At 60.8% G+C, this 24,539-nt stretch carries 23 protein-coding genes and 2 pseudogenes; 17 read left to right on the forward strand and 8 right to left on the reverse strand.

Annotation, left to right across the window (positions count from 1 at the left end; all coding sequences use genetic code 11):
• Positions 1 to 3: 3 nt before the first annotated feature.
• From ACTG2W_RS17390 to ACTG2W_RS17440, 11 genes are all read left to right on the forward strand, one after another.
• Entirely contained in the window at positions 4 to 756 is a 753-nt protein-coding gene (locus tag ACTG2W_RS17390; protein ID WP_005354446.1) for a potassium channel family protein, read from the forward strand.
• Positions 757 to 902: 146 nt separating this feature from the next.
• Positions 903 to 1,508, forward strand: a complete 606-nt coding sequence (locus ACTG2W_RS17395; protein WP_005335443.1) for a TIGR04211 family SH3 domain-containing protein — start codon at positions 903 to 905, stop codon at positions 1,506 to 1,508.
• 333 nt (positions 1,509 to 1,841) lie between these two features.
• Entirely contained in the window at positions 1,842 to 5,006 is a 3,165-nt protein-coding gene (putA, locus tag ACTG2W_RS17400) for a bifunctional proline dehydrogenase/L-glutamate gamma-semialdehyde dehydrogenase PutA (RefSeq protein ID WP_440016431.1), read from the forward strand.
• 221 nt (positions 5,007 to 5,227) lie between these two features.
• Positions 5,228 to 6,007 (forward strand): NAD(+) diphosphatase, encoded by a 780-nt coding sequence (gene nudC, locus ACTG2W_RS17405; RefSeq protein WP_274161536.1) that lies wholly within the window; start codon positions 5,228 to 5,230, stop codon positions 6,005 to 6,007.
• A 180-nt stretch (positions 6,008 to 6,187) separates the two neighbouring features.
• Complete coding sequence (gene hemE, locus ACTG2W_RS17410) at positions 6,188 to 7,255, forward strand: uroporphyrinogen decarboxylase (RefSeq protein WP_005335440.1); 1,068 nt, start codon at positions 6,188 to 6,190, stop codon at positions 7,253 to 7,255.
• A 111-nt stretch (positions 7,256 to 7,366) separates the two neighbouring features.
• Positions 7,367 to 8,296, forward strand: a complete 930-nt coding sequence (locus ACTG2W_RS17415) for an ROK family protein (RefSeq protein ID WP_274161537.1) — start codon at positions 7,367 to 7,369, stop codon at positions 8,294 to 8,296.
• Positions 8,297 to 8,356: 60 nt separating this feature from the next.
• Positions 8,357 to 9,367 (forward strand): erythrose-4-phosphate dehydrogenase, encoded by a 1,011-nt coding sequence (epd, locus tag ACTG2W_RS17420; protein ID WP_005335438.1) that lies wholly within the window; start codon positions 8,357 to 8,359, stop codon positions 9,365 to 9,367.
• A 61-nt stretch (positions 9,368 to 9,428) separates the two neighbouring features.
• The gene (locus ACTG2W_RS17425; protein WP_005335436.1) at positions 9,429 to 10,592 is read left to right on the forward strand and encodes a phosphoglycerate kinase; all 1,164 of its coding nucleotides are present in this window, start codon (positions 9,429 to 9,431) and stop codon (positions 10,590 to 10,592) included.
• Positions 10,593 to 10,707: 115 nt separating this feature from the next.
• Positions 10,708 to 11,787, forward strand: a complete 1,080-nt coding sequence (fbaA, locus tag ACTG2W_RS17430) for a class II fructose-bisphosphate aldolase (protein ID WP_005340963.1) — start codon at positions 10,708 to 10,710, stop codon at positions 11,785 to 11,787.
• Positions 11,788 to 11,946: 159 nt separating this feature from the next.
• Complete coding sequence (locus ACTG2W_RS17435) at positions 11,947 to 13,251, forward strand: NAD(P)/FAD-dependent oxidoreductase (protein ID WP_440016432.1); 1,305 nt, start codon at positions 11,947 to 11,949, stop codon at positions 13,249 to 13,251.
• Between the two features lie 236 nt (positions 13,252 to 13,487).
• A complete protein-coding gene (locus tag ACTG2W_RS17440) occupies positions 13,488 to 14,078 on the forward strand; it encodes a hypothetical protein (RefSeq protein WP_274161539.1) in 591 nt (196 codons plus the stop codon).
• 54 nt (positions 14,079 to 14,132) lie between these two features.
• Here the strand turns inward: ACTG2W_RS17440 and ACTG2W_RS17445 are convergent, their stop codons facing one another.
• The 4 genes and pseudogenes from ACTG2W_RS17445 to cutA all read right to left on the reverse strand — a co-directional run bounded on the left by ACTG2W_RS17445 (position 14,133) and on the right by cutA (position 17,207).
• Complete coding sequence (locus ACTG2W_RS17445) at positions 14,133 to 14,546, reverse strand: hypothetical protein (RefSeq protein WP_042080037.1); 414 nt, start codon at positions 14,544 to 14,546, stop codon at positions 14,133 to 14,135.
• Between the two features lie 70 nt (positions 14,547 to 14,616).
• On the reverse strand, positions 14,617 to 15,105 hold the full coding sequence (locus ACTG2W_RS17450; RefSeq protein ID WP_440016433.1) for a GNAT family N-acetyltransferase: 489 nt from the start codon (positions 15,103 to 15,105) through the stop codon (positions 14,617 to 14,619).
• A pseudogene (locus ACTG2W_RS17455) lies at positions 15,095 to 16,893 on the reverse strand (protein-disulfide reductase DsbD). Before ACTG2W_RS17455 ends, ACTG2W_RS17450 begins: the two are co-directional and overlap by 11 nt.
• A complete protein-coding gene (gene cutA / locus ACTG2W_RS17460; protein ID WP_058056979.1) occupies positions 16,890 to 17,207 on the reverse strand; it encodes a divalent-cation tolerance protein CutA in 318 nt (105 codons plus the stop codon). Before cutA ends, ACTG2W_RS17455 begins: the two are co-directional and overlap by 4 nt.
• Before the next feature lie 244 nt (positions 17,208 to 17,451).
• Here cutA and ACTG2W_RS17465 point away from each other — a divergent pair, with 244 nt between their 5' ends.
• The gene (locus ACTG2W_RS17465; protein WP_005362699.1) at positions 17,452 to 17,808 is read left to right on the forward strand and encodes a hypothetical protein; all 357 of its coding nucleotides are present in this window, start codon (positions 17,452 to 17,454) and stop codon (positions 17,806 to 17,808) included.
• 167 nt (positions 17,809 to 17,975) lie between these two features.
• On the opposite strand, the pseudogene ACTG2W_RS17470 reads toward ACTG2W_RS17465, so the two are convergent.
• Positions 17,976 to 18,119 (reverse strand): annotated as a pseudogene (locus ACTG2W_RS17470) (chlorhexidine efflux transporter); the annotation flags it as partial.
• Positions 18,120 to 18,226: 107 nt separating this feature from the next.
• Positions 18,227 to 18,673, reverse strand: a complete 447-nt coding sequence (locus tag ACTG2W_RS17475) for a PACE efflux transporter (RefSeq protein ID WP_047436069.1) — start codon at positions 18,671 to 18,673, stop codon at positions 18,227 to 18,229.
• A gap of 125 nt (positions 18,674 to 18,798) precedes the next feature.
• On the opposite strand from ACTG2W_RS17475, the gene ACTG2W_RS17480 reads away from it, so the two are divergent.
• Positions 18,799 to 19,680: a LysR family transcriptional regulator gene (locus tag ACTG2W_RS17480; RefSeq protein ID WP_042080104.1), complete on the forward strand. Its 882-nt coding sequence runs from the start codon at positions 18,799 to 18,801 to the stop codon at positions 19,678 to 19,680.
• Between the two features lie 6 nt (positions 19,681 to 19,686).
• Here ACTG2W_RS17480 and ygfZ read toward each other — a convergent pair whose 3' ends face one another.
• Positions 19,687 to 20,595, reverse strand: a complete 909-nt coding sequence (ygfZ, locus tag ACTG2W_RS17485) for a tRNA-modifying protein YgfZ (protein ID WP_440016434.1) — start codon at positions 20,593 to 20,595, stop codon at positions 19,687 to 19,689.
• Positions 20,596 to 20,706: 111 nt separating this feature from the next.
• Here ygfZ and ACTG2W_RS17490 point away from each other — a divergent pair, with 111 nt between their 5' ends.
• Positions 20,707 to 20,976, forward strand: coding sequence for an FAD assembly factor SdhE (locus tag ACTG2W_RS17490; protein ID WP_005335417.1), 270 nt, complete (start codon positions 20,707 to 20,709; stop codon positions 20,974 to 20,976).
• Positions 20,977 to 20,995: 19 nt separating this feature from the next.
• On the forward strand, positions 20,996 to 21,388 hold the full coding sequence (locus ACTG2W_RS17495; protein WP_440016435.1) for a protein YgfX: 393 nt from the start codon (positions 20,996 to 20,998) through the stop codon (positions 21,386 to 21,388).
• Positions 21,389 to 21,542: 154 nt separating this feature from the next.
• On the opposite strand, the gene nadB is transcribed toward ACTG2W_RS17495, so the two are convergent.
• Positions 21,543 to 23,150: an L-aspartate oxidase gene (gene nadB, locus ACTG2W_RS17500; protein ID WP_005335413.1), complete on the reverse strand. Its 1,608-nt coding sequence runs from the start codon at positions 23,148 to 23,150 to the stop codon at positions 21,543 to 21,545.
• A 182-nt stretch (positions 23,151 to 23,332) separates the two neighbouring features.
• Between nadB and rpoE the strand changes: the two genes are divergently transcribed.
• Positions 23,333 to 23,914, forward strand: a complete 582-nt coding sequence (gene rpoE, locus ACTG2W_RS17505) for an RNA polymerase sigma factor RpoE (RefSeq protein ID WP_005335411.1) — start codon at positions 23,333 to 23,335, stop codon at positions 23,912 to 23,914.
• 22 nt (positions 23,915 to 23,936) lie between these two features.
• On the forward strand, positions 23,937 to 24,539 hold the full coding sequence (locus tag ACTG2W_RS17510) for an RseA family anti-sigma factor (RefSeq protein WP_106844595.1): 603 nt from the start codon (positions 23,937 to 23,939) through the stop codon (positions 24,537 to 24,539).

Here is a 24,539-nt window from a genome sequence, read left to right on the forward strand (position 1 = left end):
TGTATGCGACATCACTTAACTCATCTGCGGGCGATGGATCTGCTGATGGCATTTCTGTCGATTATCTCGGTTGTGCTGGTGACGGCCCGCTGGTGGGGCCATGAGAGCCTGACACCACAGACCCTGCAGCTCTTCTATGACCTCGACAGTCTGATCTGCTACTTCTTCCTCGCGCACTTTGCTTATGGTTGGATCCGGGCCTCTGATCGCAAGGCCTATTTCAAGGCCAACTGGATCTATCTGCCGGGTAGCCTGCCGATGGCGGAGCAACTGCGCTGGGCGCGGTTGATCCAGTTGTGGCGGGTCTATCAGCTGTTCAAGGAGCACCCGGATCTCTGGGCCATGTTCCGTCGCGAGCGCAACGAGACCACCCTCTCCGGCATCTTGTTCCTCTTCTTCCTGCTGCTGGGGGTGGGCTCCGGCGTCATGTACTGGATTGAGTCAGGCCAGCCCGGCAGCCAGATTGAGACACCTTACGACGCGTTCTGGTGGACGCTGGTGACCCTCTCGACAGTCGGTTACGGGGATCTGGTGCCCAAGACCGAGGAGGGGCGGTTTGTCGCCAGCCTGCTGATCCTGTTCGGAGTGGGTCTGTTCGGTGCCATCAGCGGTTTTATGGCCAGCCTGTTTTTGCAGCCCAACAAGGGGGATGGCGAGACCGACAAGTGGCGTCATCACTACAACAACCAGCAAGAGGAGCTGCTGCGGGAGATCCGTGCCCTGCGCAGCGAGGTGCAGGAGCTGAAAAACAAGTGAGACCGCAGACGGGCAAGTTGCGAGGTGACTCGCAACTCTGCGCTCTTTAATCCGGGGGAGGTGCTTTTTCTTTGCTTGTCCTTTAACCTGCTGGCGGCTTAACATTCAACCTCTTGTCCAAACCTGAAAAAGAGAACCGATCGACCATGCGCGCCCTTCTCGGGATTTTGATCTGCTTGTGTGCCCAACAGGCACTGGCCGATACCCGTTATGTTTCAGACAACATCTTTACCTATATCCACAATGGCCCGGGTACCCAGTACCGGATCCTTGGCAGCGTCAAGGCTGGTGAACCGCTGGAGGTAAAGGCGGTGAACAGCGAGGCCGGTTTCACCCAGGTGGTGGACGGTCGTGGCCGCGAGGGGTGGATCAAGAACAGCGAACTGCAGAGCCAGATCAGCCTGCGCGAGCGTCTGCCCCAGGTGGAAAAAGAGCGCGATGAGCTTAAAGATCGCCTGCAGAACCTCAACGGTGACAACGAGAAACGCTTCACCGAGAAGGATGGCCAGATCGCTGCCCAGAGCAAGGAGATCGCCGCCCTCAAGGCCCAGCTGGTCAGTCAGGGTGAGGAGATGAGCAATCTCAAAGAGCAGAATGATGCCCTGACCCAGAGCTACGACAACCAGGAGCACGACATGCAGATGGACTGGTTTATCCGTGGTGGCGCCATGGTGGGGGCGGGGATCCTGCTTGGCATCCTGTTGCCGATGCTGCCCCGTCGTCGCAGCCGCGGCGATCGCTGGATGAACTGACAGCATCTGGCTGAATGAATTGCTGAGAAGGGTCGCCGTGGCGGCCCTTCTTTTTTTGGGCGCATTGGGGACATCCGGTATTGGGCGGAATGCGTGGTTGCTTTGCGACAGGGCGGGCGGCGGCAGATCGTATACAAAATGAAGTCAGATGACCCTCACGCTTGCTGGCGTATTGGCTTCAAAAGGGAGTTCATGGGGTGAATGAGCGATCTTTGTTAAAGAGTGGCAACAAATTCATTTCATATAGGGTGCAACATTGTATACATTATCGGCGTTTCGGCGGCGCGTCCGCCTTTGTCGATATCAGCCCTAGGGCGTACAGGAAGACCCCATATGTTCAAAGCTACTCAAGTGCTTGCCGCTGACTATATCCCCTCCGATCTGGCCGCCCTGCGCGAAGCCATCACCCAGAACTATGTGGTGGATGAAAATGCCTATCTGGCCGAACTGTCGGCCATGTTGCCGGGGGATGGCGCCTCGCTGGAGCAGGTGACCCAGCGTGCCCGTACTCTGGTGACCAAGGTGCGCAAGGAGAGCGGCTCCGGTGACGGTATCGACGCCTTCCTGCAGGAGTACAGTCTCGATACCCAGGAGGGGATCATCCTGATGTGTCTGGCCGAGGCGCTGCTGCGCATTCCCGATGCCGAGACCGCCGATGCCCTGATCAAGGACAAGCTCTCCGGCGCCAACTGGTCATCTCATTTCCGCAAGAGCGACTCTACTCTGGTCAACGCCTCCACCTGGGGGCTGATGCTGACCGGCAAGATCATCAAGCTCGACAAGAAGCTCGACGGCAACCCGGCCAACCTGCTGGGGCGCATGGTCAACAAGCTGGGGGAGCCGGTGGTGCGCTCCGCCATGTACGCCGCCATGAAGATCATGGGCAAGCAGTTCGTGCTGGGGCGCGACATGAAGGAGGCACTCAAGGCGAGCCGCAAATCCCGCGAGCTGGGCTACACCCACACCTACGACATGCTGGGTGAATCGGCGCTGACCATGCAGGATGCCGACAAGTATCTGACCGATTACCGCAACGCCATCGAGGCGGTGGGCAACGAGCGGATCAGCGACGGCGGCCCGGCCCCCTCCATCTCCATCAAGCTCTCGGCGCTCCATCCGCGCTATGACGTGGCCAACCGCGAGCGGGTGCTCGGCGAGATGTGCGAGCGGCTGGTGGGGCTGGTGCGTCTGGCCCGCGACAAGGATGTGGCCATCAGCATCGATGCCGAGGAGATGGACCGCCTCGAGCTGTCGCTGGACTTGTTCGAACAGCTCTACCGCTCCGACGCCAACCGCGGCTGGGGCAAGCTCGGCATGGTGGTGCAGGCCTACTCCAAGCGTGCGCTGCCGGTACTCTGCTGGCTCACCGCCCTGGCTCGCGAGCAGGGTGACCTCATTCCGGTGCGACTGGTAAAAGGCGCCTACTGGGACAGCGAACTGAAATATGCCCAGCAGGCGGGCCTGCCCGGCTACCCGCTCTTTACCCGCAAGGCGGGCACCGATATCTCCTACCTCGCCTGCGCCCGCTACCTGCTGAGCGAGCCGACTCGCGGCTTTATCGCCCCCCAGTTCGCCACCCACAACGCGAATACCGTGGTCAGCATTCTGGAGATGGCCGGTGATCGCCAGTTTGAATTCCAGCGCCTGCACGGCATGGGGGAGGAGCTGCACAACGCGGTGCTGAACGACAATCCCGGCCTGCACTGTCGCATCTATGCGCCGGTCGGCGCCCACAAGGATCTGCTGCCCTATCTGGTGCGCCGCCTGTTGGAGAACGGGGCCAACACCTCCTTCGTTCACAAGCTGGTGGACCCCAACACCCCGGTGGATTCACTGGCCGAGCATCCGCTGCGCACCCTCAAGCGCTACTCCGGCTTTGCCAACGACCGCATTCCGCAGCCGGTGAACCTGTTCAGCGACCGCAAGAACTCCAGCGGCGTCAACATGAACATCCTCTCCATCCAGCGCCCCTTCTTCGCCCGCTTGAAAGAGCTGGAGAGCAAGCAGTGGCTGGCGGGCCCCATCGTCGATGGCGAGACCCTCAAGCGCAGCGAGGCACGCACCGTGCTGAGCCCGCAGGATGTGAGCCTCACCGTCGGCAAGATCCACTGGGCCGACGAGCAGGCGGTGGAGCAGGCCTTGGCATCTGCCCACGCTGCCTTCCCGCGCTGGCGCGAAACCCCGGTGAGCGAGCGGGCCGCCGCGCTGGAGAAGCTGGCGGATCTGCTGGAAGCGAACCGCGAGCAGTTCGTCTCCCTCTGTACCCGCGAGGCGGGCAAACTGCTGCAAGATGGCATCGACGAGGTGCGTGAAGCGGTCGATTTCTGCCGCTACTACGCGGTGCAGGCCCGCAGTCTGATGGGGCAGGCGACCCTGCTGCCCGGTTACACCGGCGAGCAGAATGAGCTGTTCCTGCAGGGACGCGGGGTGTTTGTCTGCATCAGCCCGTGGAACTTCCCGCTGGCGATCTTCCTCGGCCAAATCGCCGCTGCGCTGGCCACCGGCAATACCGTCATCGCCAAACCGGCGGAGCAGACCGGCCTTATCGCCCATCTGGCGGTGACGCTGGCCCATCAGGCCGGTATTCCAGGCGACGTGCTACAGCTGCTGCCCGGTGACGGCGCCACCGTGGGTGCCAAGCTGACAGCGGATCCGCGTATCGGCGGCGTCTGCTTCACCGGCTCCACCGAGACCGCCAAGCTCATCAACATGACCCTGGCCCAGCGCGATGGCGCCATCCTGCCGCTCATCGCCGAAACCGGCGGCCAGAACGCCATGATTGTCGACTCCACCGCGCTGCCGGAGCAGGTGGTGCGCGACGTGGTGAGCGCAGCCTTCCAGAGCGCTGGTCAGCGCTGCTCGGCCCTGCGGGTGCTCTATCTGCAGGAGGAGATTGCCGAGCGGGTGCTGGAGATCCTCACCGGCGCCATGCAGGAGCTGAAAGTGGGCAACCCGGCTGAGCACAACACCGACGTAGGCCCGGTGATCGATGCCGATGCCAAATCCGGTCTCGATGCTCACCTCGCCTACATGATCCCGCGTGCTCGCCTGATTGCCCAGGCGCCGATGCCCGCCGCGACCATGGAGGGACACTTCGTTCAGCCGACTGCGCTGGAGATCGGCTCCATCCGCGAGCTGGCCAAGGAGCAGTTCGGCCCCATCCTGCACGTGGTGCGCTACGCCACCCGGGATCTGGACAAGGTGATCGGCGACATCAACGGCACCGGCTATGGCCTGACGCTGGGGATCCACAGCCGCAACGAATCCCACGCGGAGGAGCTGGCGAGCCGCATCAACGTCGGCAACGTCTACATCAACCGCAACCAGATCGGCGCCATGGTCGGGGTGCAGCCGTTCGGCGGCCAGGGGCTCTCCGGCACCGGCCCCAAGGCGGGTGGCCCTCACTATCTCGGGCGGTTTGTTACCGAGAAGACCCGTACCATCAACACCACGGCGGTGGGCGGCAACGCCTCCCTGCTGGCGATGGGCGATGCCTGATCCGCGTCGATAGAGGCCGGATACGGGATACCGGATAACAACGGGCCGCCTTCGGGCGGCCTCTTTATTTGCACCATCCGTTTTTTACGAATGGGACAATCGGCCACGGCGGGGTCGTCAGCGACCCGTGCTGGTCGTAAGATGGGAGCCATTCGCGTGGCGTTTGCCCCTTGGCGGGCCCGCCGTAGCCAGGGTTTTGTTTTAACGAGAGTGTTTATCTGATGTCATTAACCGAACAAGCCCGCTGGTTCGTGCTGGGGGGCGATCATCTGGTACTGCTCGATCAGCAGGGAGAGGTGCCACAGGGTAGTAAAGCGTGCCTGCCCGCAGCGCTGGCCGGTGCCCATTTCGAGCGTTTCGACGAGTGGCAGGGGCTACCCTGCTATCTGCTCGATCTGGGGGCTGAGGCCGACACGACTATGATGGCCCCCCTGCGCCAGTTGATGGTGGCGGGGGACGAAGAGGGCTTTCGTCTCGCGGGCCGTGCCTGGCAGCTCGTTACCTTCCGCCGCACCCACCGTTTCTGCGGCGAGTGCGGCGCCCCCATGACCCCGAAGGCGGGGGAGTGGGAGCAGGTGTGCCACCACGGCCACACGGCCTATCCGCGCATCTCCCCCTGCATTATCGTGGCGGTGCGCAAGGGGCCGGAGATCCTCTTGGCGGCCCATCGCCGTCACTATCAGGCGGATGATCCCATGTATACCGTGCTGGCCGGGTTTGTGGAGGCGGGAGAGAACCTTGAGCAGTGCGTAGCGCGGGAGGTGTTCGAGGAGAGCGGCATCCGGGTGCGCAATGTGCGCTATGTGGCGAGCCAGCCCTGGCCCTTCCCTCACAGCCTGATGATGGGCTTTACCGCCGACTACGAGAGCGGCGAAATCAAGGTGCAGGATGACGAACTGGTCGCTGCCGCTTTCTTTGCCGCCGACCAGCTGCCGCGTTTGCCACCCCACGGCACCATTGCCCGGCGGCTGATCGAGTTGTCACTGGCTGGCGAGGGGTAACGGCGCTTATCTTTTCGCCAACCTTTTTGCACTTCATTTTAAAAACGGGGCGCTCTGGTTTGCGCCCCTTCACATCTTTGCAACCGCGCGCCCATTTGCCACGTTTTGGGCAGTCCGCTCCGGTGGGCAAAGTGGTATTATGGTCGCCATTTTATGCGTGATACGAACTCAGGAACTGGGATGAAAGAGCTGAAGAACGATCGATACCTGCGCGCCCTGCTGCGTCAGGATGTAGACATGACCCCGGTATGGATGATGCGCCAGGCAGGGCGCTATCTGCCGGAATACAAGGCGACTCGCGCCCAGGCGGGGGATTTCATGTCCCTGTGCCGCAATGCCGAGCTGGCCTGTGAAGTCACCCTGCAGCCGCTGCGCCGCTACCCGCTCGATGCCGCCATCCTCTTCTCCGACATCCTGACCGTGCCCGATGCCATGGGGCTGGGTCTCTACTTCGAGCAGGGTGAAGGCCCGCGCTTCGAGCGCCCGATCACCTCCATGGCCGATGTGCAGGCGCTGCCCATTCCGGATCCGGAAGATGAGCTGGGCTACGTGATGAACGCGGTGCGCACCATCCGCCGCGAGCTGAAGGGCGAAGTGCCGCTCATCGGTTTCTCCGGCAGCCCATGGACCCTGGCCACCTACATGGTGGAGGGGGGCAGCTCCAAGGCATTCACCAAGATCAAGCAGATGATGTACGCAGAGCCGCAAACCCTGCACCTGCTGCTCGACAAGCTGGCCGACAGCGTGATTGCCTACCTCAACGCCCAGATCAAGGCGGGTGCACAGGCGGTCATGGTGTTCGACACCTGGGGCGGCGTGCTCACCCCGCGCGATTACCGCGATTTCTCCCTGCAGTACATGCACAAGATTGTCGATGGCCTGATCCGCGAGCACGACGGTCGCCGCGTGCCGGTCACCCTGTTCACCAAGAACGGTGGCCAGTGGCTGGAGCAGATCGCCGCCACCGGTTGCGATGCGCTGGGTCTGGACTGGACCACCGACATTGCCGATGCCAAGCGTCGGGTCGGCGACAAGGTGGCGCTGCAGGGCAACATGGATCCCTCCATGCTCTACGCCACTCCCGCTCGCATTCGTGAAGAGGTCGCCTCCATTCTGGCCGGTTTCGGTCACGGCAATGGTCACGTATTCAACCTCGGTCACGGCATCCATCAGGATGTGAACCCGGAACATGCCGGTGTGTTCGTCAACGCGGTACACGAGCTCTCCGCCCAGTACCACGGTCGCTAAGGCTGGGGCGAGAAAAGAATAGTTTGTTTGAAATCCGGGGCCGCAAGGCCCCGTTTTACATTAAAGAATGGCGCTGCGACACGAGAGCGTGGCGCCCGTGCAGGAGGCAAGATGAGCAGCAAGTCACTGGATTGGGGTATCGATCTTGGCGGTACCAAGTGTGAATGCGTGGTGCTGGAGGGCGACGAGGTGCTGCTGCGCCACCGCATCTCCACCGAGCGGGCTGGCGGTTATGACCATATGATCGGCCAGATCGCCAAGCTGGTGGCAGAGTGCGCCGAGAAGATTGGCCAGCGCCCGGCCATCATCGGCATGGGCACCCCGGGGGCGCGGGATCCGCAGACCGGCCTGATGAAGAACTGCAACACCACCGAGCTCAACGGCAAGCCGTTCAAGGAGGATCTGGAGCGCAAGCTGGGCGTGCCGGTGCTGATCGCCAACGACGCCAACTGCTTCGCGCTGGCAGAAACCCATCTCGGTGCAGTGCGCCAGCACCATCCCGATGCGAAAGTGGTGTTCGGCATCATCATGGGCACCGGGGTCGGCTCCGGCATCGTCATCAACGGCCAGATCCTCAACGGCCACCACGGCATCGCCGGTGAGTGGGGCCACAATGTGCTTTCCCCTGATGGCCCCGAGTGCTACTGCGGCAAGCGTGGCTGCGTCGAGACCCTGATCAGCGGTCCGGCGCTGGAGGCCTGGTACGAGGCCAAGGCCAAGCGCCGCCTCTCGCTTGCCCAAATCGCGGCTGCCACCGCCCACGATCACATCGCCAAGCTCACCATCGATCGGCTGCATCTGCTGTTTGGTCAGGCGCTGGCCAATGTGGTCAATATTCTCGACCCGGATGTTATTGTCATCGGTGGCGGGGTGGGCAATGTGCAGAGCCTTTACAGCGCCGGACGGCAGACAATTTTGCCCTTCCTCTTTAATCCCCGCTTCAGAGCCCCCATTATTGCTCCTGCCCTTGGTGACAGTGCCGGGGTATTCGGGGCCGCACTGCTGGCCCGCGGTGAATTCAAGGAGGCCCTGCTGTCGTAGCCGGGGCTCCCGGGCGGCCGGTGTGCCGCCCTGTTGCTGGTTCAAGGAAACGGATTCTCGATGATCAAGATTGCCATCAATGGTTACGGGCGGATCGGTCGCAACGTGTTGCGAGCCCTCTATGAAAGCGGGCGCGACAAGACCATCAAGATCGTCGCCATCAACGAGCTGGCGGCCCCCGAGGCCATGGTGCACCTGACCCGTTACGATACCAGTCACGGTCGCTTCCACCATCCGGTGCAACTGGCGGGCAACAGCATGCTGGTGGGGGAGGATCTCATCTCCCTGTTTGCCGAGCGGGATCCGTCAAAGCTGCCGTGGCGGGCGCTGGGGGTGGATGTGGTGCTCGATTGCACCGGGGTGTTTGGCTCGCGGGCCGATGCCGAGCTGCATCTGGCGGCGGGGGCGGGCAAGGTACTCTTCTCCCACCCGGCGGATGCGGATGTGGATGCCACCGTGGTCTACGGGGTCAACCATCATACCCTCACCGGAGCGGAGCGGATCGTCTCCAACGCCTCCTGTACTACCAACTGCGTGGTGCCGGTGATTGAAACATTGCATCGAGAATTCGAGATAAATTGTGGTACTATTACGACAATTCATTCGGCCATGCATGATCAGCAAGTCATCGATGCCTACCACAGTGACTTGCGCCGAACCCGTGCTGCCAGTCAGTCCATCATTCCGGTGGACACCAAGCTGGCAAAGGGGCTGGAGCGTATCCTGCCCCACTTCGCCGGCAAGTTCGAGGCGATCGCGGTGCGGGTGCCGACCATCAATGTAACAGCGATGGATCTCAGTATTACTGTTCGTAAAAAAGTGACAGTTACTGACGTAAATCAAGCCCTGCAACGGGCATCCAGAGGTACATTACACGGTATTCTGGATTACACGGAAGAACCGCTGGTCTCCGTAGACTTCAATCATGATGCACACTCCTGCATCATTGATGGTACCCAGACCCGGGTGAGCGATGCCAACCTCGTCAAGATGTTGATGTGGTGCGATAACGAATGGGGCTTCGCGAACCGGATGCTGGATACCACCCGGGCCATGATGGCCGCAGGCTGAGCCTGCCCCGGGCGAAAGGTTACTGTTTTTAACATTACCTGGAAAATATAGAGGACTGAATATGTCTGTTATCAAGATGACTGACCTGGATCTGGCGGGTAAACGCGTTCTGATCCGTGCTGACCTGAACGTACCGGTAAAAGACGGCAAGGTCACCTCCGATGCACGTATCGTTGCGACTCTGCCGACCATCAAGCTGGCTCTGGAAAAGGGCGCCAAGCTGATGATCACCTCCCACCTGGGTCGTCCGACCGAGGGTGAATACAACGAAGAATTCTCCCTGGCTCCGGTTGTCAACTATCTGAAAGACGCTCTGTCCTGCCCGGTTCGCCTGGCCAAGGATTACCTGGATGGCGTAGAAGTCGCTGCCGGTGAGCTGGTTGTGCTGGAAAACTGCCGCTTCAACAAAGGCGAGAAGAAGAACACCGAAGAGCTGGCCAAAAAATACGCCGCCCTGTGTGACGTCTTTGTAATGGATGCGTTCGGTACTGCTCACCGCGCCGAAGGTTCCACCTACGGTGTTGCCCAGTTCGCTCCGGTCGCGTGTGCCGGTCCGCTGCTGGCGGGTGAACTGGAAGCGCTGGGCAAAGCCATGCTGAAGCCCGAGCGCCCGATGGTTGCCATCGTTGGCGGCTCCAAGGTCTCCACCAAGCTGACCGTTCTGGAATCCCTCTCCAAGATCGCTGACCAGCTGGTTGTCGGTGGTGGCATCGCCAACACCTTCATCGCTGCTGCCGGTCACAACGTCGGCAAGTCCCTGTGCGAGCACGACCTGATCGACACCGCCAAGAAACTGGCTGCCGAGACCAACATTCCTGTGACCACCGACGTGGTTGTAGGTGCCGAGTTCTCCGAGTCCACTCCGGCGACCATCAAGTCCGTCTCTGACGTGACCGACGGCGACATGATCTTCGACATCGGCCCGGATTCTGCCAAGGCCCTGGCTGACATCATCATGAACGCCAAGACCATCCTGTGGAACGGTCCGGTCGGTGTGTTCGAGTTCGACCAGTTTGCTGAAGGCACCAAGGTTATCGCTGAAGCCATCGCTGCTTCTCCGGCCTTCTCCATCGCTGGCGGTGGCGACACCCTGGCTGCTATCGACAAGTTCGGCATCGCTGACAAAGTCTCCTACATCTCCACTGGCGGCGGCGCCTTCCTGGAGTTCGTAGAAGGCAAGGTACTGCCGGCTGTTGCGATTCTGGAACAGCGCGCCAAAGCCTAATTGACCCGGAACGGGGGGCAAAAGCCTCCCGTTTCGTTTATCATGTGCCCGCTGTGCCGGTTCATGATGAACCCCCCATTTTTTATTAACGGCATACGAGACAGGACGATTAAACATGTCTAAGAAAATTTTCGACTTCGTAAAACCCGGCGTGATCACTGGTGATGACGTTCAGAAAGTGTTCGCCATCGCTAAAGAGAACGGCTTTGCTCTGCCGGCCGTAAACTGCGTTGGTACCGACTCCGTGAACGCCGTACTGGAAGCTGCCGCCAAGGTTAAAGCGCCGGTTATCGTTCAGTTCTCCAACGGTGGTGCCGTGTTCACCGCCGGTAAGGGTCTGAAGCTGGAAGGTCAGAAAGCTGCCATCCTGGGTGCCATCTCTGGTGCCAAGCACGTTCACGCTGTTGCCGAAGCCTACGGCGTGCCGGTAATCCTGCACACCGACCACGCTGCCAAGAAGCTGCTGCCGTGGATCGACGGTCTGCTGGAAGCGGGCGAGAAGCACTTTGCTGAAACCGGCAAGCCGCTGTTCTCCTCCCACATGCTGGATCTGTCCGAAGAGTCTCTGGAAGAGAACATCGACATCTGCTGCGAGTACCTGACCCGCATGGCCAAGATGAACATGACTCTGGAGCTGGAACTGGGTTGCACCGGTGGCGAAGAAGACGGCGTCGACAACAGCCACATGGATCAGTCCGCTCTGTACACCCAGCCGGAAGATGTTGCTTACGCTTACGAGCGTCTGTCCAAGATCAGTCCGCGTTTCACCATCGCTGCCTCCTTCGGCAACGTACACGGTGTATACAAGCCGGGTAACGTCAAGCTGACCCCGTCCATCCTGGACGCTTCCCAGAAGTACGTTTCCGAGAAGTTTGGCGTTCCAGCCAAGTCTCTGGACTTCGTATTCCACGGTGGTTCAGGTTCCACTCTGGAAGAGATCCGCGAGTCCATCTCCTACGGCGTAGTGAAGATGAACATCGACACCGACACCCAGTGGGCAACCTGGGAAGGTCTGCTGAACTTCTACAAGAAGAACGAAGCTTACCTGCAAGGCCAGCTGGGCAACCCGGAAGGCGCCGACAAGCCGAACAAGAAGTACTACGATCCGCGCGTATGGCTGCGTGAAGGTCAGACTTCCATGATCGCTCGTCTGGAGAAAGCATTCTCCGACCTGAACGCCATCGACGTACTGTAATTCGTTACAGCACCTTGATTGCATGAAAAGGCGCCCTTCGGGGCGCCTTTTGCATTTCTGTGATCCGCACCGGTTGGTGAGTGGAGGAGGAACTGGGTATTATCGAAATAACTTTGCTTATTTTATTAAACAATTTGCAACCAAGGCAGGATGCTGAGTATGCAGGCAGGAAAGCACAACGGATATCAGGAGCACGTCGCCTCCTACTACGCGGCCACCCGCAACGACTCGCAACAGTGGCCCGAGCTGGAGGGGGAGCACAAGGCTGACGTCTGCATCATCGGCGGCGGTTTTACCGGTCTCAATACCGCCATCAATCTGGCGGATGCCGGGTACAAGGTGGCCTTGCTGGAGGCCAACCGCATCGGCTGGGGCGCCTCTGGGCGCAACGGCGGTCAGCTTATTCGCGGTATCGGCCACGATACCAGCCAGTTCGCCCGCTGGATTGGTGAGGATGGGGTCCGCGAGCTGGATCTGATGGGGCTGGAGGCGGTGCAGCTGGTGCGCGAGCGGGTCGAGCGTTTCAATATCGAGTGCGACCTCACCTGGGGCTACTGCGATCTGGCCACCCGTCAGCGCCATCTGGCTGGTTTCGAAGAGGAGCTCGACCATCTGGCGAGTCTGGGGTACGAGCACGAGTTGAAGCTGGTACCGCGGGAAGATATCCATACAGTGGTGGGGTCGGATCGCTATATCGGCGGTCTTATCGACATGGGCTCCGGCCATCTCCATCCCCTCAATCTGGCGCTAGGCGAGGCGCGCGCCGCCGCCAGCCTCGGGGTCTCTCTGTTTGAACACTCCCGAGTGACCCATATCGACTATGGCAAGCAGCTGGAGGTGACCACCGCCCACGGCCGGGTCACCGCCGATTATCTGGTGATCGGCTGCAACGCCTATCTCAATGACCTCAATCCGGAGCTGGGAGGGCGGGTGCTGCCGGCCGGTTCCTACATTCTCGCCACCGAGGTGCTCGATCGCCGCTTGCGCCAGCGCCTGCTGCCGCAAAACATGGCGGTATGCGATCAGAACGTGGCCCTCGACTACTACCGCCTCTCTGCCGATGGCCGTCTGCTGTTTGGCGGGGCCTGCAACTACTCCGGCCGGGATCCCCGCGATATCAAGGCCTTTATGTTGCCCAAGCTGCTGCGAGTCTTCCCCGAGCTGGCTGGCACTGCCATCGAGTTTCAGTGGGGGGGCATGATCGGGATCGGTGCCAACCGGCTGCCGCAGATTGGCCGCTTGAAGGAATACCCAAACGTGCTCTACGCCCAGGCCTACTCGGGCCACGGCCTCAACGCCACCCATATGGCGGGCAAGCTGGTGGCCGAGGCGATCCGCGGCAAAAGCCGGGGTTTCGATCTCTTTGCCAGCGTGCCCCATATCACCTTCCCCGGCGGCCCGGCGCTGCGCTCCCCGCTGTTGGCACTGGGTATGCTGTGGCACCGGATGAAGGATATCTTCTGACCCCTATTGTCAGCCTGTGCAGTGATGGCTGAACTAAGCCCCCTTGCCAGCCCTTGTTTATAGCGGGTTAGCACTATCGTTCCGCCCGATAGACCAAAAGATGCATTCGCGCCAATCTCGTCCGATTGGCGCTATCTTTTAGGTGTGAGAGCGGTTATCTGCCAAGGGGCAAGGGGTTGTCAGATTGCCGGAATATTTGCCGAGAAAGGGCCGAGGACGGGGAGAGGAGGGCCAAGATGGAGATAAATGTGGTCGCGTCAGGCGGGCTCACCCCGCTGGCGCAACGGCAGGGTTCTTCCGCTGTGCAGGCACCGGAGAGGGCAACGCCTTCGTCATCGACAGGCAGCGACAGCCGGATGGTGCGCGATCTTGGCGCCGTGCTGGATGAGCTGGGGCTGTCGTCGAAAGGGGCGGATGGCGGCGGGAGCAGTGCTTCAATCAGGGATTCGCTGGAAGCGTTCATCAACACCATGATGGGCTCCTTGCAACAGCAGCAGGAGCAACAGCTGGCGTTGCAGCAACAACAGCGGCAAGAGCAGGAACAGCGCAAACTCGCCATCGCCGACAGCAGCGAAAACCCGCTCAAGCGGGATCTGGAGCGCCTGCTGGAGACGCTGGATCAGCAGGGCGGACAGGGAAAAGAGAGCGAGCAAGGGGCCGAAAGTGAAGCGGTGAACCCCTTGCAGAACCAGCTGACCAAGCTGCTGGAGAGCAGTGGTGCGGTAGAGAGCGGGGTCACCCTCAAGGAGGTGCTGTCAGGGTTGGCCAGCAAGTTGCCGAGCGAACCTGCCGAGCGAAAAGGGTATCGGGTCGATACCCAGGTTTGAGCTGGTTGGCAACAGCAGTCCAGTCGTTGCAGTGCGTAAGGGGCGGGCAGCCCTTTATTGGGCCGGTTCCGCCAGCCGCCAGCCCTGTTCGTCCTTCATCATCCACACCTCGGCCTCTTGTGGCAGCACCTGGCCCGCCTCGAACTCGCCATATTTGCGCTCGAGCTCCATCAGCCCCATCTCCTGCTGGAAGGGGCCCACCCGGTCGTAGACCAGGTCCTCGTCGTGCAACACCTGCAACTGATCGAGCCCCTGCTTGAAGTGGAGCTGGTAACTCACCTTGACCAGATAGACCCCCTCCATCCGCTCCTCCTTGCCGAGGATGGTGAAGTCGCTGATATCGAACAGGTTGGCGTCTGTCTCGGCCAGCAGCTTGGCGGTGACCTGCTGGCGGATATCCTCTTCACCGGGCCCTGCACTGCAGCCATAAAGCCAGAGGGCTAGCAGGGGGATGAACCACTTTTTCATCAAAACTCCGGACAAGTGCAAAACGAGAGGGGCGATTGTGCCACGCGAATGCGCGGCGGCAAACCTCGGCTCACGGTTCCAGTGAACGTTCCAGCACGATGGCCTCGGCCCGATAACCAGCCAGCTCGCGGCGATAGCACTCGGTGAAGCCTCTGCGCAGCCAGAAGGATAGAGCACTCTCATTGCTGGCAATCACTGACAGGCGAAGCCGGGTAGCCCCCCATGAGCTTGCCAGCGTGCAGGCGTGAAGATAGAGCGACTGACCACGGCCACTCCCTTGCCAGGGTTCCCCCACCAGTAACAGACCCAGATAGGCGGTGTCTGGATTGGGGTAGCCGCGCAGCAGATCAATGACAGCGGTGACTCCCTGCTCCCAGCGGCCGATGAGATGTTTGTCGGAGAGAGGCAGGCCGGGTGGGCAGGCGACCAGTTCCTCTTCTCCTGCCTGTGCAGAGAGAGGGTTATTGCTCACCGCCGCCTGATAGGAGGGGGCCTGCTCGAACAGCCGCTGCAAGGCAGGTGCATCGCTTGTCTGCAGCCGACGCAACTCAGTGTGCATCACTTACCATCTCGAGATGTTTGGCAAAGGGGATAGGCCCCATAAAACCGGTGACCCGCTGCCCTGTCAGCTCCTTGCCCTCGCGGTCGAAGAAGATGAGGGTCGGCAATCCCAGCACGTTGAGGCTGTTGAGCAGCTCGATATCGGCATCGTCGTTGGCGGTGACATCCGCCTGCAGCAGCACCATCTGGCCAAAGCGCGCCCTCACCGTCGGGTCGCTGAAGGTCTTGTGCTCGAACTCCTTGCAGGCGACGCACCAGTCGGCGTAGAGGTCAAGCAGCACCGGCTTGCCGCGGGCGGCGCAAGCTGCACCTTGAGATCATCCAGCGTCTTGACGCGGATAAACCGCGGCGCCGTTTGATTGGCATCCGCCGTGATGGCAGCAGGGTTGGCCGGTTGCAGCAGATCCTTGCCCACCACCACGGCGCTAATCATCGCCAACAACAGCACGAAGCCGCGCACGCTTTTGGCCACCGAGTGGGGCTGGTGCTGGTTGTGGTGATAGAGATAGCCGCACAGCAGCAGCCCCCAGCCAAGCCAGGCGAGAGTGGCAATCTGATCGCTCCAGAGCCGTGACAGCAGCAGGATGGGCACCGCCAGCAGGGCAAAACCAAACAGCTGCTTGATCACATCCATCCAGGCGCCTGCTTTGGGCAGCAGCTTGCCACCCGAGGTGCCAAGCAGCAGCAGCGGTAGCCCCATCCCGAGCGAGAGGGCATAGAGCGCCGCCCCGCCGAGCCAGAGATCGCCGCTCTGGGCCACATAGATCAGCGCCCCCGAGAGCGGTGCCGTGGTGCAGGGGGAGCAGACCAGCCCGGAGATCATCCCCATGATGGCGACCCCGACTACCGAGCCGCCCTGCTGGCGGTTGGAGAGACCGGAGAGACGGGTTTGCAAACTGCTCGGCAGTTGCAGTGTATAGAGCCCGAACATGGAGAGGGCCAGCAGCACGAACATCACCGAGAGGCCGATCAGCACATAGGGGTGTTGCAGCGCCGCCTGGAATTTCAGGCCCGCCGAGGCCACTACCAGCCCCAGCAGGGTGTAGGTGACCGCCATCCCCTGCACATAGACAAAGGAGAGCAGGAAGGCGCGACCGGTAGAGAGGCGATGGCCAGCACCGGCGATGATGCCGGTCAGGATTGGGTACATGGGGAAGACGCAGGGAGTGAAGGCGAGCCCCAGCCCCAGCGCGAAGAAGGCGACGATGCTGAGCCAGAAACCCTGATTGCCGAGGGCTGCGGCCAGCTGATCTTGCTGGCTAACCGGTGCGACGCTTTGTGCCGTATCAGCAGTGGACGCTGTGGTTGCCGTGACCAGCGGGGCCACATCGATCAGCTTGTCGGTCGGCGGGTAGCAGAGGCCGTCGGTACAGCCCTGATAGCGCACCCGCAGGGTGGCGCCGTCGCCTACCTCCTTTAGCGGCACCGCGATGCTCACCTGCTGGTAGTAGACCCGGGTCTTGCCGAAGAAGTCATCCTCGTGCTCGGTGCCTTCTGGCAGGGTCGGCTCGCTGAAGGTGAGACTGTTCCCCTTGAAGCGCAGGCTGTGGCGATAGAGGTAGTAATCGTCGGCGATGTGGAGGGTCAGCAGCAGCTGATCGCCGCGCTGTTCGCTCTCGATCTGAAAGGCCTCATCGACCTGCAAAAATTTGGGTTTGGCATTGGCCTCAATGCCCAGCGAGCTGAGCAGATCGGCGCCGCTGGCGTGGGCAGGGGCGCTGCCCGCCGCTGTCGTCAACAGAGCACAGAGCAGCAACAGGGGAGAGAGCAAGCGAGTGAATGTCATGAGGTCTCCCCATTGAGCCAGTCGAGATAGGCGGGTAGTCCGGCACTTACCGGCAGGGCCAGCAGCTCGGGCACCTCATAAGGGTGATTGGCTTGAATACATGCCTGCAGCTCGGCAAAGCGCGACTGGCGGGATTTGATGATGAGCTGGATCTCGGTGGCGCGCTCTACTTTGCCTTGCCAACGATAGACGGAGGTAATGCCCGGCAGTTGATTAATGCAGGCGGCCAGCCGCTGGTTCAGCAGCTGTTCGCAGAGAAGGTCGGCACTGGTTTGATCTGGGCAGGTGCAGAGCACCACAATGGCGTCGGTCATAAAGCGGATCTTCACCTCGTTGGGGTAAACCGGGCAGGCGCCCTTGCCGTGTCATCCTTTTCTGCGGATGAAGGTGAAAAAAGCGCCTGAAAATCAGCGGCTACTATACCCCAGAGCCGCTTCAAATAGCATCTGTAGCCATTTGTGAGCCAGCGCCAAAAATTTGTGGGGGGCATGAGATAGACGCTGTCATGGGGACAGGGCAGAATGAGCGAGCTTGTTCCCAATTGACGTAAGGAAATGTATGACCCAACAGAATGAGCAGCAGAGAAACCGCATGTTGAGCCTGCTGCGCGAAGGTGAGCGCCGCATGTTGGTTCAATTGGCCGGGCTGCTGCGCACGACCGCCGATGAAATCAATGCCGAGCTGGAGAAAGAGGAGCTGATGGCCACCCTGGAGCAGCCCATCACGGTGGAGTATCTCAACGGCGTGGTGCAGCACCATCTGTTCGAGCGCAAACACAAGGGAGATATGGCGGTTGCCCAGCAGATCCTGAGCGATTATCAGAGCGAGCTGGAAGCGCTGCAGGCCGCTCAGGCCCAGCCTGAAGAGGCTGCCGCTGCCGACGAGAGCGGCGAAGAGCTCAAGGCCCAGGCTTGAGCGACGGGCAGGCCTGAATCCTTACTTCTGAATCAGCCGGCCTGCCAGCGCTGATCCCTGTTGCGGCCCCATCATGTCTGCCATGGTGGGGCCGTGTCGTTTCGTTTCTTCTGTTGCCTTCCCTTGTTGACCTTCACGTCTCGGTTTCAATCCAACTGATTCGTGCCTTAGCGCGCCTCTTGGGGCATGCCGTGCGGCACTTCGCGGGGGATGGGGAACACCTTGTCATAGCCCCAGTTGTAGACGAAGGCATAGATCAGATAGAAGACGACGAAGCCCAGATCCAGCACCAGCGCCTCCAGCATGCTGATCCCTGTTGCGGCCTCATCATGTCTGCCATGATGGGGCCGTGTCGTTTCTTCTGTAGTCTTTCCTTGTTGCCCTTCATTTCTCGGTTTCAATCCAACGGATTCGTGCCTTAGCGCGCCTCTTGTGGCATGCCGTGCGGCACTTCGCGGGGGATGGGGAACACCTTGTCATAGCCCCAGTTGTAGACGAAGGCATAGATCAGGTAGAAGACGACGAAGCCCAGATCCAGCACCAGCGCCTCCAGCAGGCTGACGCTCAGCCACCAGGACATGACCGGCAGCGCGACGATCAGCAGACCGCCCTCAAAGCCGAAGGTATGCAGCACCCGTTGCCACAGGGTTTTGTGGGTATGGCCCTGATATTTGAGCAGCAGCTTGTCGACCCCGATGTTGTAGATGTAGTTCCAGACGGTGGCCAGCACCGAGAAGAACAGTGCCAGCGGGCCCATATGGTTAAGCCCGACCCCAGTAACCCAGCTGGCCAGCGGGGCGGCAATCAGCAGGCCAATAAATTCAAAGCCAATGGCATGGCGCAGGCGATCGTTACGGGTACGCATAAGTCACTCTCTCAATCAGATTTATTCACGGATTGCTGGTTAATCTATAGAACTTTAGCGATAGATTCATGTTGGTATCCATCGCTAAAATAGATGGATGAGGGAGCTTGCCGGAGGGCCATAAGATGACGCCATCACTGGAACAACTGAGGATCTTACTGGCGGCCGCCGAAACCGGCTCGTTTTCCGCTGCCGCCCGCAAGCTGGGCAAGGCGCAGTCGGTGGTGAGCAGCGCCATCGCCAATCTGGAGATCGATCTGGCGCTCACCCTGTTTGACCGCAGCGGCCGCTATCCGCAGCTGACGGAGGCGGGGGCCCGCATGGTGCAGGAGGCGGGGATCCTGCTGGCGCAGAGTGAACGGTTGCAGTCCATTGCCGGGGAGCTGGCGGCCGGGGTGGAGACGCGGCTCACTCTGGCCATCGACGATGACTCCCACCTCCCCTGGCTCGGCACCCTGCTGGAGGAGTTCGCCACTCGTTACCCGACCGTGGAGCTGGAGCTGCTCTTCCCGTTGATGGAGGATGTGACCGAGATGCTGGTGACTGGGCGGGCCCAGCTTGGCATCAGCTACCAGAAGGTGCATCCCCAGCGGGAGATTGTCGCCCGTTCGCTGGGGGAGGTGACCATGCCGCTGGTGGTGTCACCGGATCATCCGCTGGCCCGCAAGCAGCCGCTACGGGAGGTCGATCTGCAGGGGGCGCGCCAGCTGATGGTGACTGGTAGACGGGAAGGGAGCGAGCGTCAGCGTTTTCGCATCTCGGCTCAGGTGTGGTGGGTCGAGGGGGATCTCGGGGTACTGGAGCTGGTCAAGCGGGGCCTTGGCTGGTCCGCCATCCCGGAATTTCTGCTGCATCAGCCGCTGAAGCGGGGCGAAGTGGTGGTGCTGGAGCCCGACTTTATCGCTAGCCACGCGCTGGCGCTGGAGTTGCAGTGGCATCGCGCCCGCCCGCTGGGGCAGGCGGGGCGCTGGCTGAAGGAGGCCCTGCTGGCGCGGGTGCCTCGCTAGCCGACCTTACTCGGTCAGGGCGTAAGGCAGGGGTTGCAGGGTGAGGCGGGAGCCTTCGTCCTGCTTGAGGCGGAATTGGGCGTCAGCCTCGGTATCTTTCGGCAGTACGGCAGTGAGCCACACCTGCCCGGCCTGTTGCCAGGCGTTGAGCACCATGCCGCTGCGGCGCCAGTTGTCACCCAGTTGCAGCTCCAGAGTATCGCCGCTGGCAACCGGCTCGCCGGTAGTGCCCGCCAGCAGGAACAGGGCGCGGTTGTTGGCGCCGCGATACTTGGCGCGGGCCACCGTCTCCTGCCCCATGTAGCAGCCCTTGTTGAAGCTGATGCCGTCCAGTGCCTGCAGGTTGAGCATCTGCGGGATGAACTCCCCCTGATGCACAGCTTCCATGTGTGGCAGGCCCGCCTTGATCTCGAGCCCCCACCAGAGTGACTCGTCACCTTGCGGCAGGGCGTCGGCTTGCTGATTGCTCACCAGCAGCCAGCGATCCTGTTCAATCTTCACCGCCATGCCGCCGTCGATCAGACCGCTCTGCAGAAGGCCGAACTGCGCGGCGATCCAGCCATCGCTGCCCGTACCGGCGATCCCGGTGGCGTGGCGTTCGTCTGCGGCGATCTCGACCTTGGAGAAGACGGCAAATTTCTTCAGCTCCGGCAACTGACGTTCCAGCACTGAAGGGCTGGTCAGCAGCAGCACGCTGTCGTCGAGGCAGAGCAGGCGGAAATTGCTCCACAGCTTGCCCTTGGGATCGCAGTGGCCGCCCGGGGTCTGTTGCCCCGGTTGCAGGGCGTTGACATCACAGGTGACCTGACCTTGCAGATATTTGGCGCGATCCTGGCCGCTGATACGGGTGATGGCCAGCTTGGTCAGGGGGAAGCGGGTCGGCTCGGCAGGAAAAACAGGTGGTTGCAGGCTCACGATGGTATTCCAGAGAGAAAGTATGTGAGCTGCATGGTAAAGACGTAACTAATGTTTGTCAGCCGGAAAATCCAGCTGGTACCATCCCCCGGTCTTTGTAAGGAGAGTGCCATGTTGAGCCCAGTTGAAAAATCCCGCCTGAAGTGGGCCTGCCGTCGCGGTATGCTCGAGCTGGATGTGATCTTTATGCCCTTTTTCGAACACGAGTTCGACTCCCTGAGCGAAGCCGATCAGCAGACCTTTATCCGCCTGCTGGCGAGCGACGATCCGGATCTGTTCAAATGGTGCATGGGTCATGGTGTCCCTGCCGATCCCGCATTTGCCGCCATGATCCCGATGATCCTGGAGCGCAATCAGGCGCGCCACGACCGCCAGGGGTAATACCGTGGAGCGGGTGATCATGAAGGTTCACCCCTCCCGCCATCAGCAATATTTGCTGGTGGCCCTCTTTCTGTTGCTGCTTTGGCCGGTGGCTGGCCTGATTGCCGGTTGGCAGTGGGCGCTGTTGCTGCCCGTCTGGCTGGCGGCGCTCTGGCTGAGCTGGCGTGCGCTTGCCGAGCCCCCGTTCGAGCTTGTCTGGGATGGTCAGTGGTTGCAGTGGCAAGGTCGTCGCTATCAGCTTGACAAGAAAAGCCGCATTCTGCCCGGCGTGCTCAGGCTGGTGCTTTGTCCCGAGCAGCAAGAGAGTGGCGCCGTGTCACCACGACAACTGTGGATCTTCTCCGACGCCCTTCCCCCCGAACATTATCGCCTGCTGGCGCGAGCCATCCACTTTCTGCCGTCTCGACGCTGACACCTGCTTTCCGTGATGACCATGCACTGATTTATCGCGATAAGCTGCTGCCATGTGGCTGGCGGCACTCTTTTTGTGGTTGAAAAGCGGTTGAAAACAAGTGACCCCGCCGGGGCGGGGTCACTTGTTGCTGCAACGCTTTACGGGAAGGGGATTAATCCCGCTCCGGGGTCAGTACGGTCGGCTTGGAGTCCGGCAGCATATCCGGATGATCCAGGTTGTAGTGCAGGCCGCGGGACTCCTTGCGCTGCAGGGCGCAGTTGACGATAAGCTCGGCCACCTGCAGCAGGTTGCGCAGCTCCAGCAGGTTATTGGAGACGCGGAAGTTGGCGTAGTACTCCTGCACCTCCTGCTTGAGCAGGTCGATGCGGCGCTTGGCGCGGGCCAAGCGTTTGTTGGTACGCACTATCCCCACGTAGTCCCACATCATCAACCGCAGCTCGTGCCAGTTGTGCTGGATCACCACCAGTTCGTCGGAGTCTTCCACCTTGCTCTCGTCCCACACCGGCAGGCGCGGCGGCTCCACGCTCATCGGCAGCTTGGCCAGAATATCGGCCCCCGCCTGATGGGCATAGACTACGCATTCCAGCAGGGAGTTGGAGGCCATGCGGTTGGCACCGTGCAGACCGGTGTAGGTCACTTCGCCGATGGCGTAGAGGCCGGGGATATCGGTCTGGCCGTTGTTGTCGATCATCACGCCGCCACAGGTGTAGTGGGCGGCCGGCACTATGGGCATCGGCTCCTTGGTGATGTCGATGCCGACCGCGAGGCAGCGCTCATAAATGGTCGGAAAGTGCTTGATGATGAAGTCGGCCGGTTTGTGGCTGATGTCCAGATACATGCAATCTGCCCCGAGCCGCTTCATCTCGTGGTCGATGGCGCGGGCGACGATATCCCGTGGCGCCAGCTCGGCCCGCTCGTCAAACTCCGGCATAAAGCGGCTGCCGTCCGGGCGGCGCAGATAGGCCCCCTCGCCACGCAGTGCTTCGGTCAGCAGGAAGTTGGGATCGTCCGGGTGGAACAGGCTGGTGGGGTGGAACTGGTTGAACTCCAGGTTCGCCACCCGGCAGCCGGCCCGCCATGCCATCGCGATGCCATCGCCAGAGCTCACATCCGGGTTGGAGGTGTACTGGTAGACCTTGGAGGCGCCGCCGGTGGCCAGTGCCACGAAACGGGCGCGGATCACCTCGACCTGCTCGGCGTTGCGGTTCCAGACGTAGGCCCCCAGTACCTTGTTGCCCGGCAGGTTGAGCTTGCGGGTGGTGATGAGGTCGACCGCGTTGAAGCGCTCCATCAGCTGGATATTGGGGTGGGCGCGCACCTGATCGATCAGGGTTAGTTGCACCGCCTTGCCGGTGGCATCCGCCGCGTGGAAGATGCGGCGATGGCTGTGGCCCCCTTCGCGGGTGAGGTGGTACTGGGATTCACCGTCGGCGTTCTCCTCCTGATCGAAGGGGACCCCTTGCTGAATGAGCCACTGGATGGACTCGCGGGCGTGGCGAGCGGTGAACTCGACCACTGCCGGGTCACACAACCCGGCGCCCGCGTTGAGCGTGTCGCTCACGTGGGATTCGATGCTGTCGGTTTCGTCGAAAACGGCAGCGATGCCTCCTTGCGCATAGAAAGTGGCCCCTTCACTGATGGGCCCCTTGCTCAGAACCAGGACTTTGGCGTGGTCTGCCAATCGCAACGCGAGGGACAAACCAGCGGCACCGCTGCCAATGATCAGTACATCGCAAAGGTATTCAACACTTGCTTTCATAAGTATCATTGGCCTGGATTAAGAACTGGCACCATGGTAGCCCAAGCGAGGGCGAGGATGCAGCCTGCATCACATTTTTTTCAATTGAAGCGAACTTTCTCTGATTCTCCCTGTCTGAACTTGTGCGCTTAGGAAGGGCCGGAAAAGAAAAACGATAACCTGATGGGGGTTTTACGGCTCTGATGAGCGACCAGAATCTACTGGACGAACAGCTGGTTGAACGGGTCCAGCGCGGCGATAAAGCAGCTTTCAACCTGTTGGTAAAAAAATACCAGCATAAGGTGGTCAACCTGGTTGCCAGGTATGTCAACAATCCCGGTGATGTGCCCGATGTGGCGCAAGAGGCCTTTATAAAAGCCTACCGTGCATTGCCGACATTCCGTGGCGAAAGTGCTTTTTACACCTGGTTGTACCGAATTGCCGTGAACACGGCGAAGAATTATCTCACCTCCCAGGGGCGCAGGCCGCCCAGCAGTGATGTGGAGGCTGACGAAGCGGAGTCTTATGGTGGTGGTGAAGCCTTGCAAGAGGTCTCAACCCCCGAAAACCTGGCGCTGACTGACGAGATCAAACGCACCGTGTTTTCAGCCATTGAGGCATTGCCGGAAGACCTGAGGACAGCTATCACCCTTCGCGAACTGGAAGGGCTGAGCTACGAAGAGATTGCCGAAATCATGGATTGCCCAGTGGGTACGGTCAGATCCCGTATCTTCCGGGCGAGGGAAGCAATCGATAAAAAGCTGCAACCTCTGATCGAGAATTAACTGGGGAAAGACGGGTTAACTTATGGCAAATAAAGAGCAAATCTCTGCCCTGATGGATGGTGACCTGAGTGACGCAGAGGTACTGAACGAGCTGGAGATGGACTCCGACTTGCAAGATACCTGGGGTCGTTACCACCTGATCGGCGATGCCATGCGGGGTGACCTGCCGGTCAATCTGCAACTGGATCTCAGTGACAGCATCATGGCCGCGCTGGAAGATGAGCCCACCATACTGGCACCCAAGCCGGTCGAGACGGCTCCCGTGCAGCAACCTGCCGTTGCGCCGGTTAAGACTGATTCCAATGTGGTTCCGTTGTTCCGCCGTGTCGGTCAGCAACTGGGTCAATATGCCATTGCGGCATCCGTGGCCGCTGCCGTTATCTTCGGGGTGCAGCAGTATCAGGGGCAGGATGGCGTTCCGGCCAATCCGGTGCTCAATACCATTCCAATCGGTGGCAGTGCGGCGCCGGTGAGTGTTCACTATCCGCAACAGGATGGCGCCCGTGCCCGTCAGCAGGGGCTGACCGAACAGCAGATGCAGGAGCAGCGGGAGCGGATCAACGCCTTCCTGCGTGACCACCAGTTGCAGCAGCGCCTGTTGCAAGACAGACAGATCCAACAATAA

The sequence above is a fragment of the Aeromonas sp. 96A genome, from assembly GCF_051919165.1.
In the GTDB taxonomy this organism is placed as follows: domain Bacteria; phylum Pseudomonadota; class Gammaproteobacteria; order Enterobacterales; family Aeromonadaceae; genus Aeromonas; species Aeromonas veronii.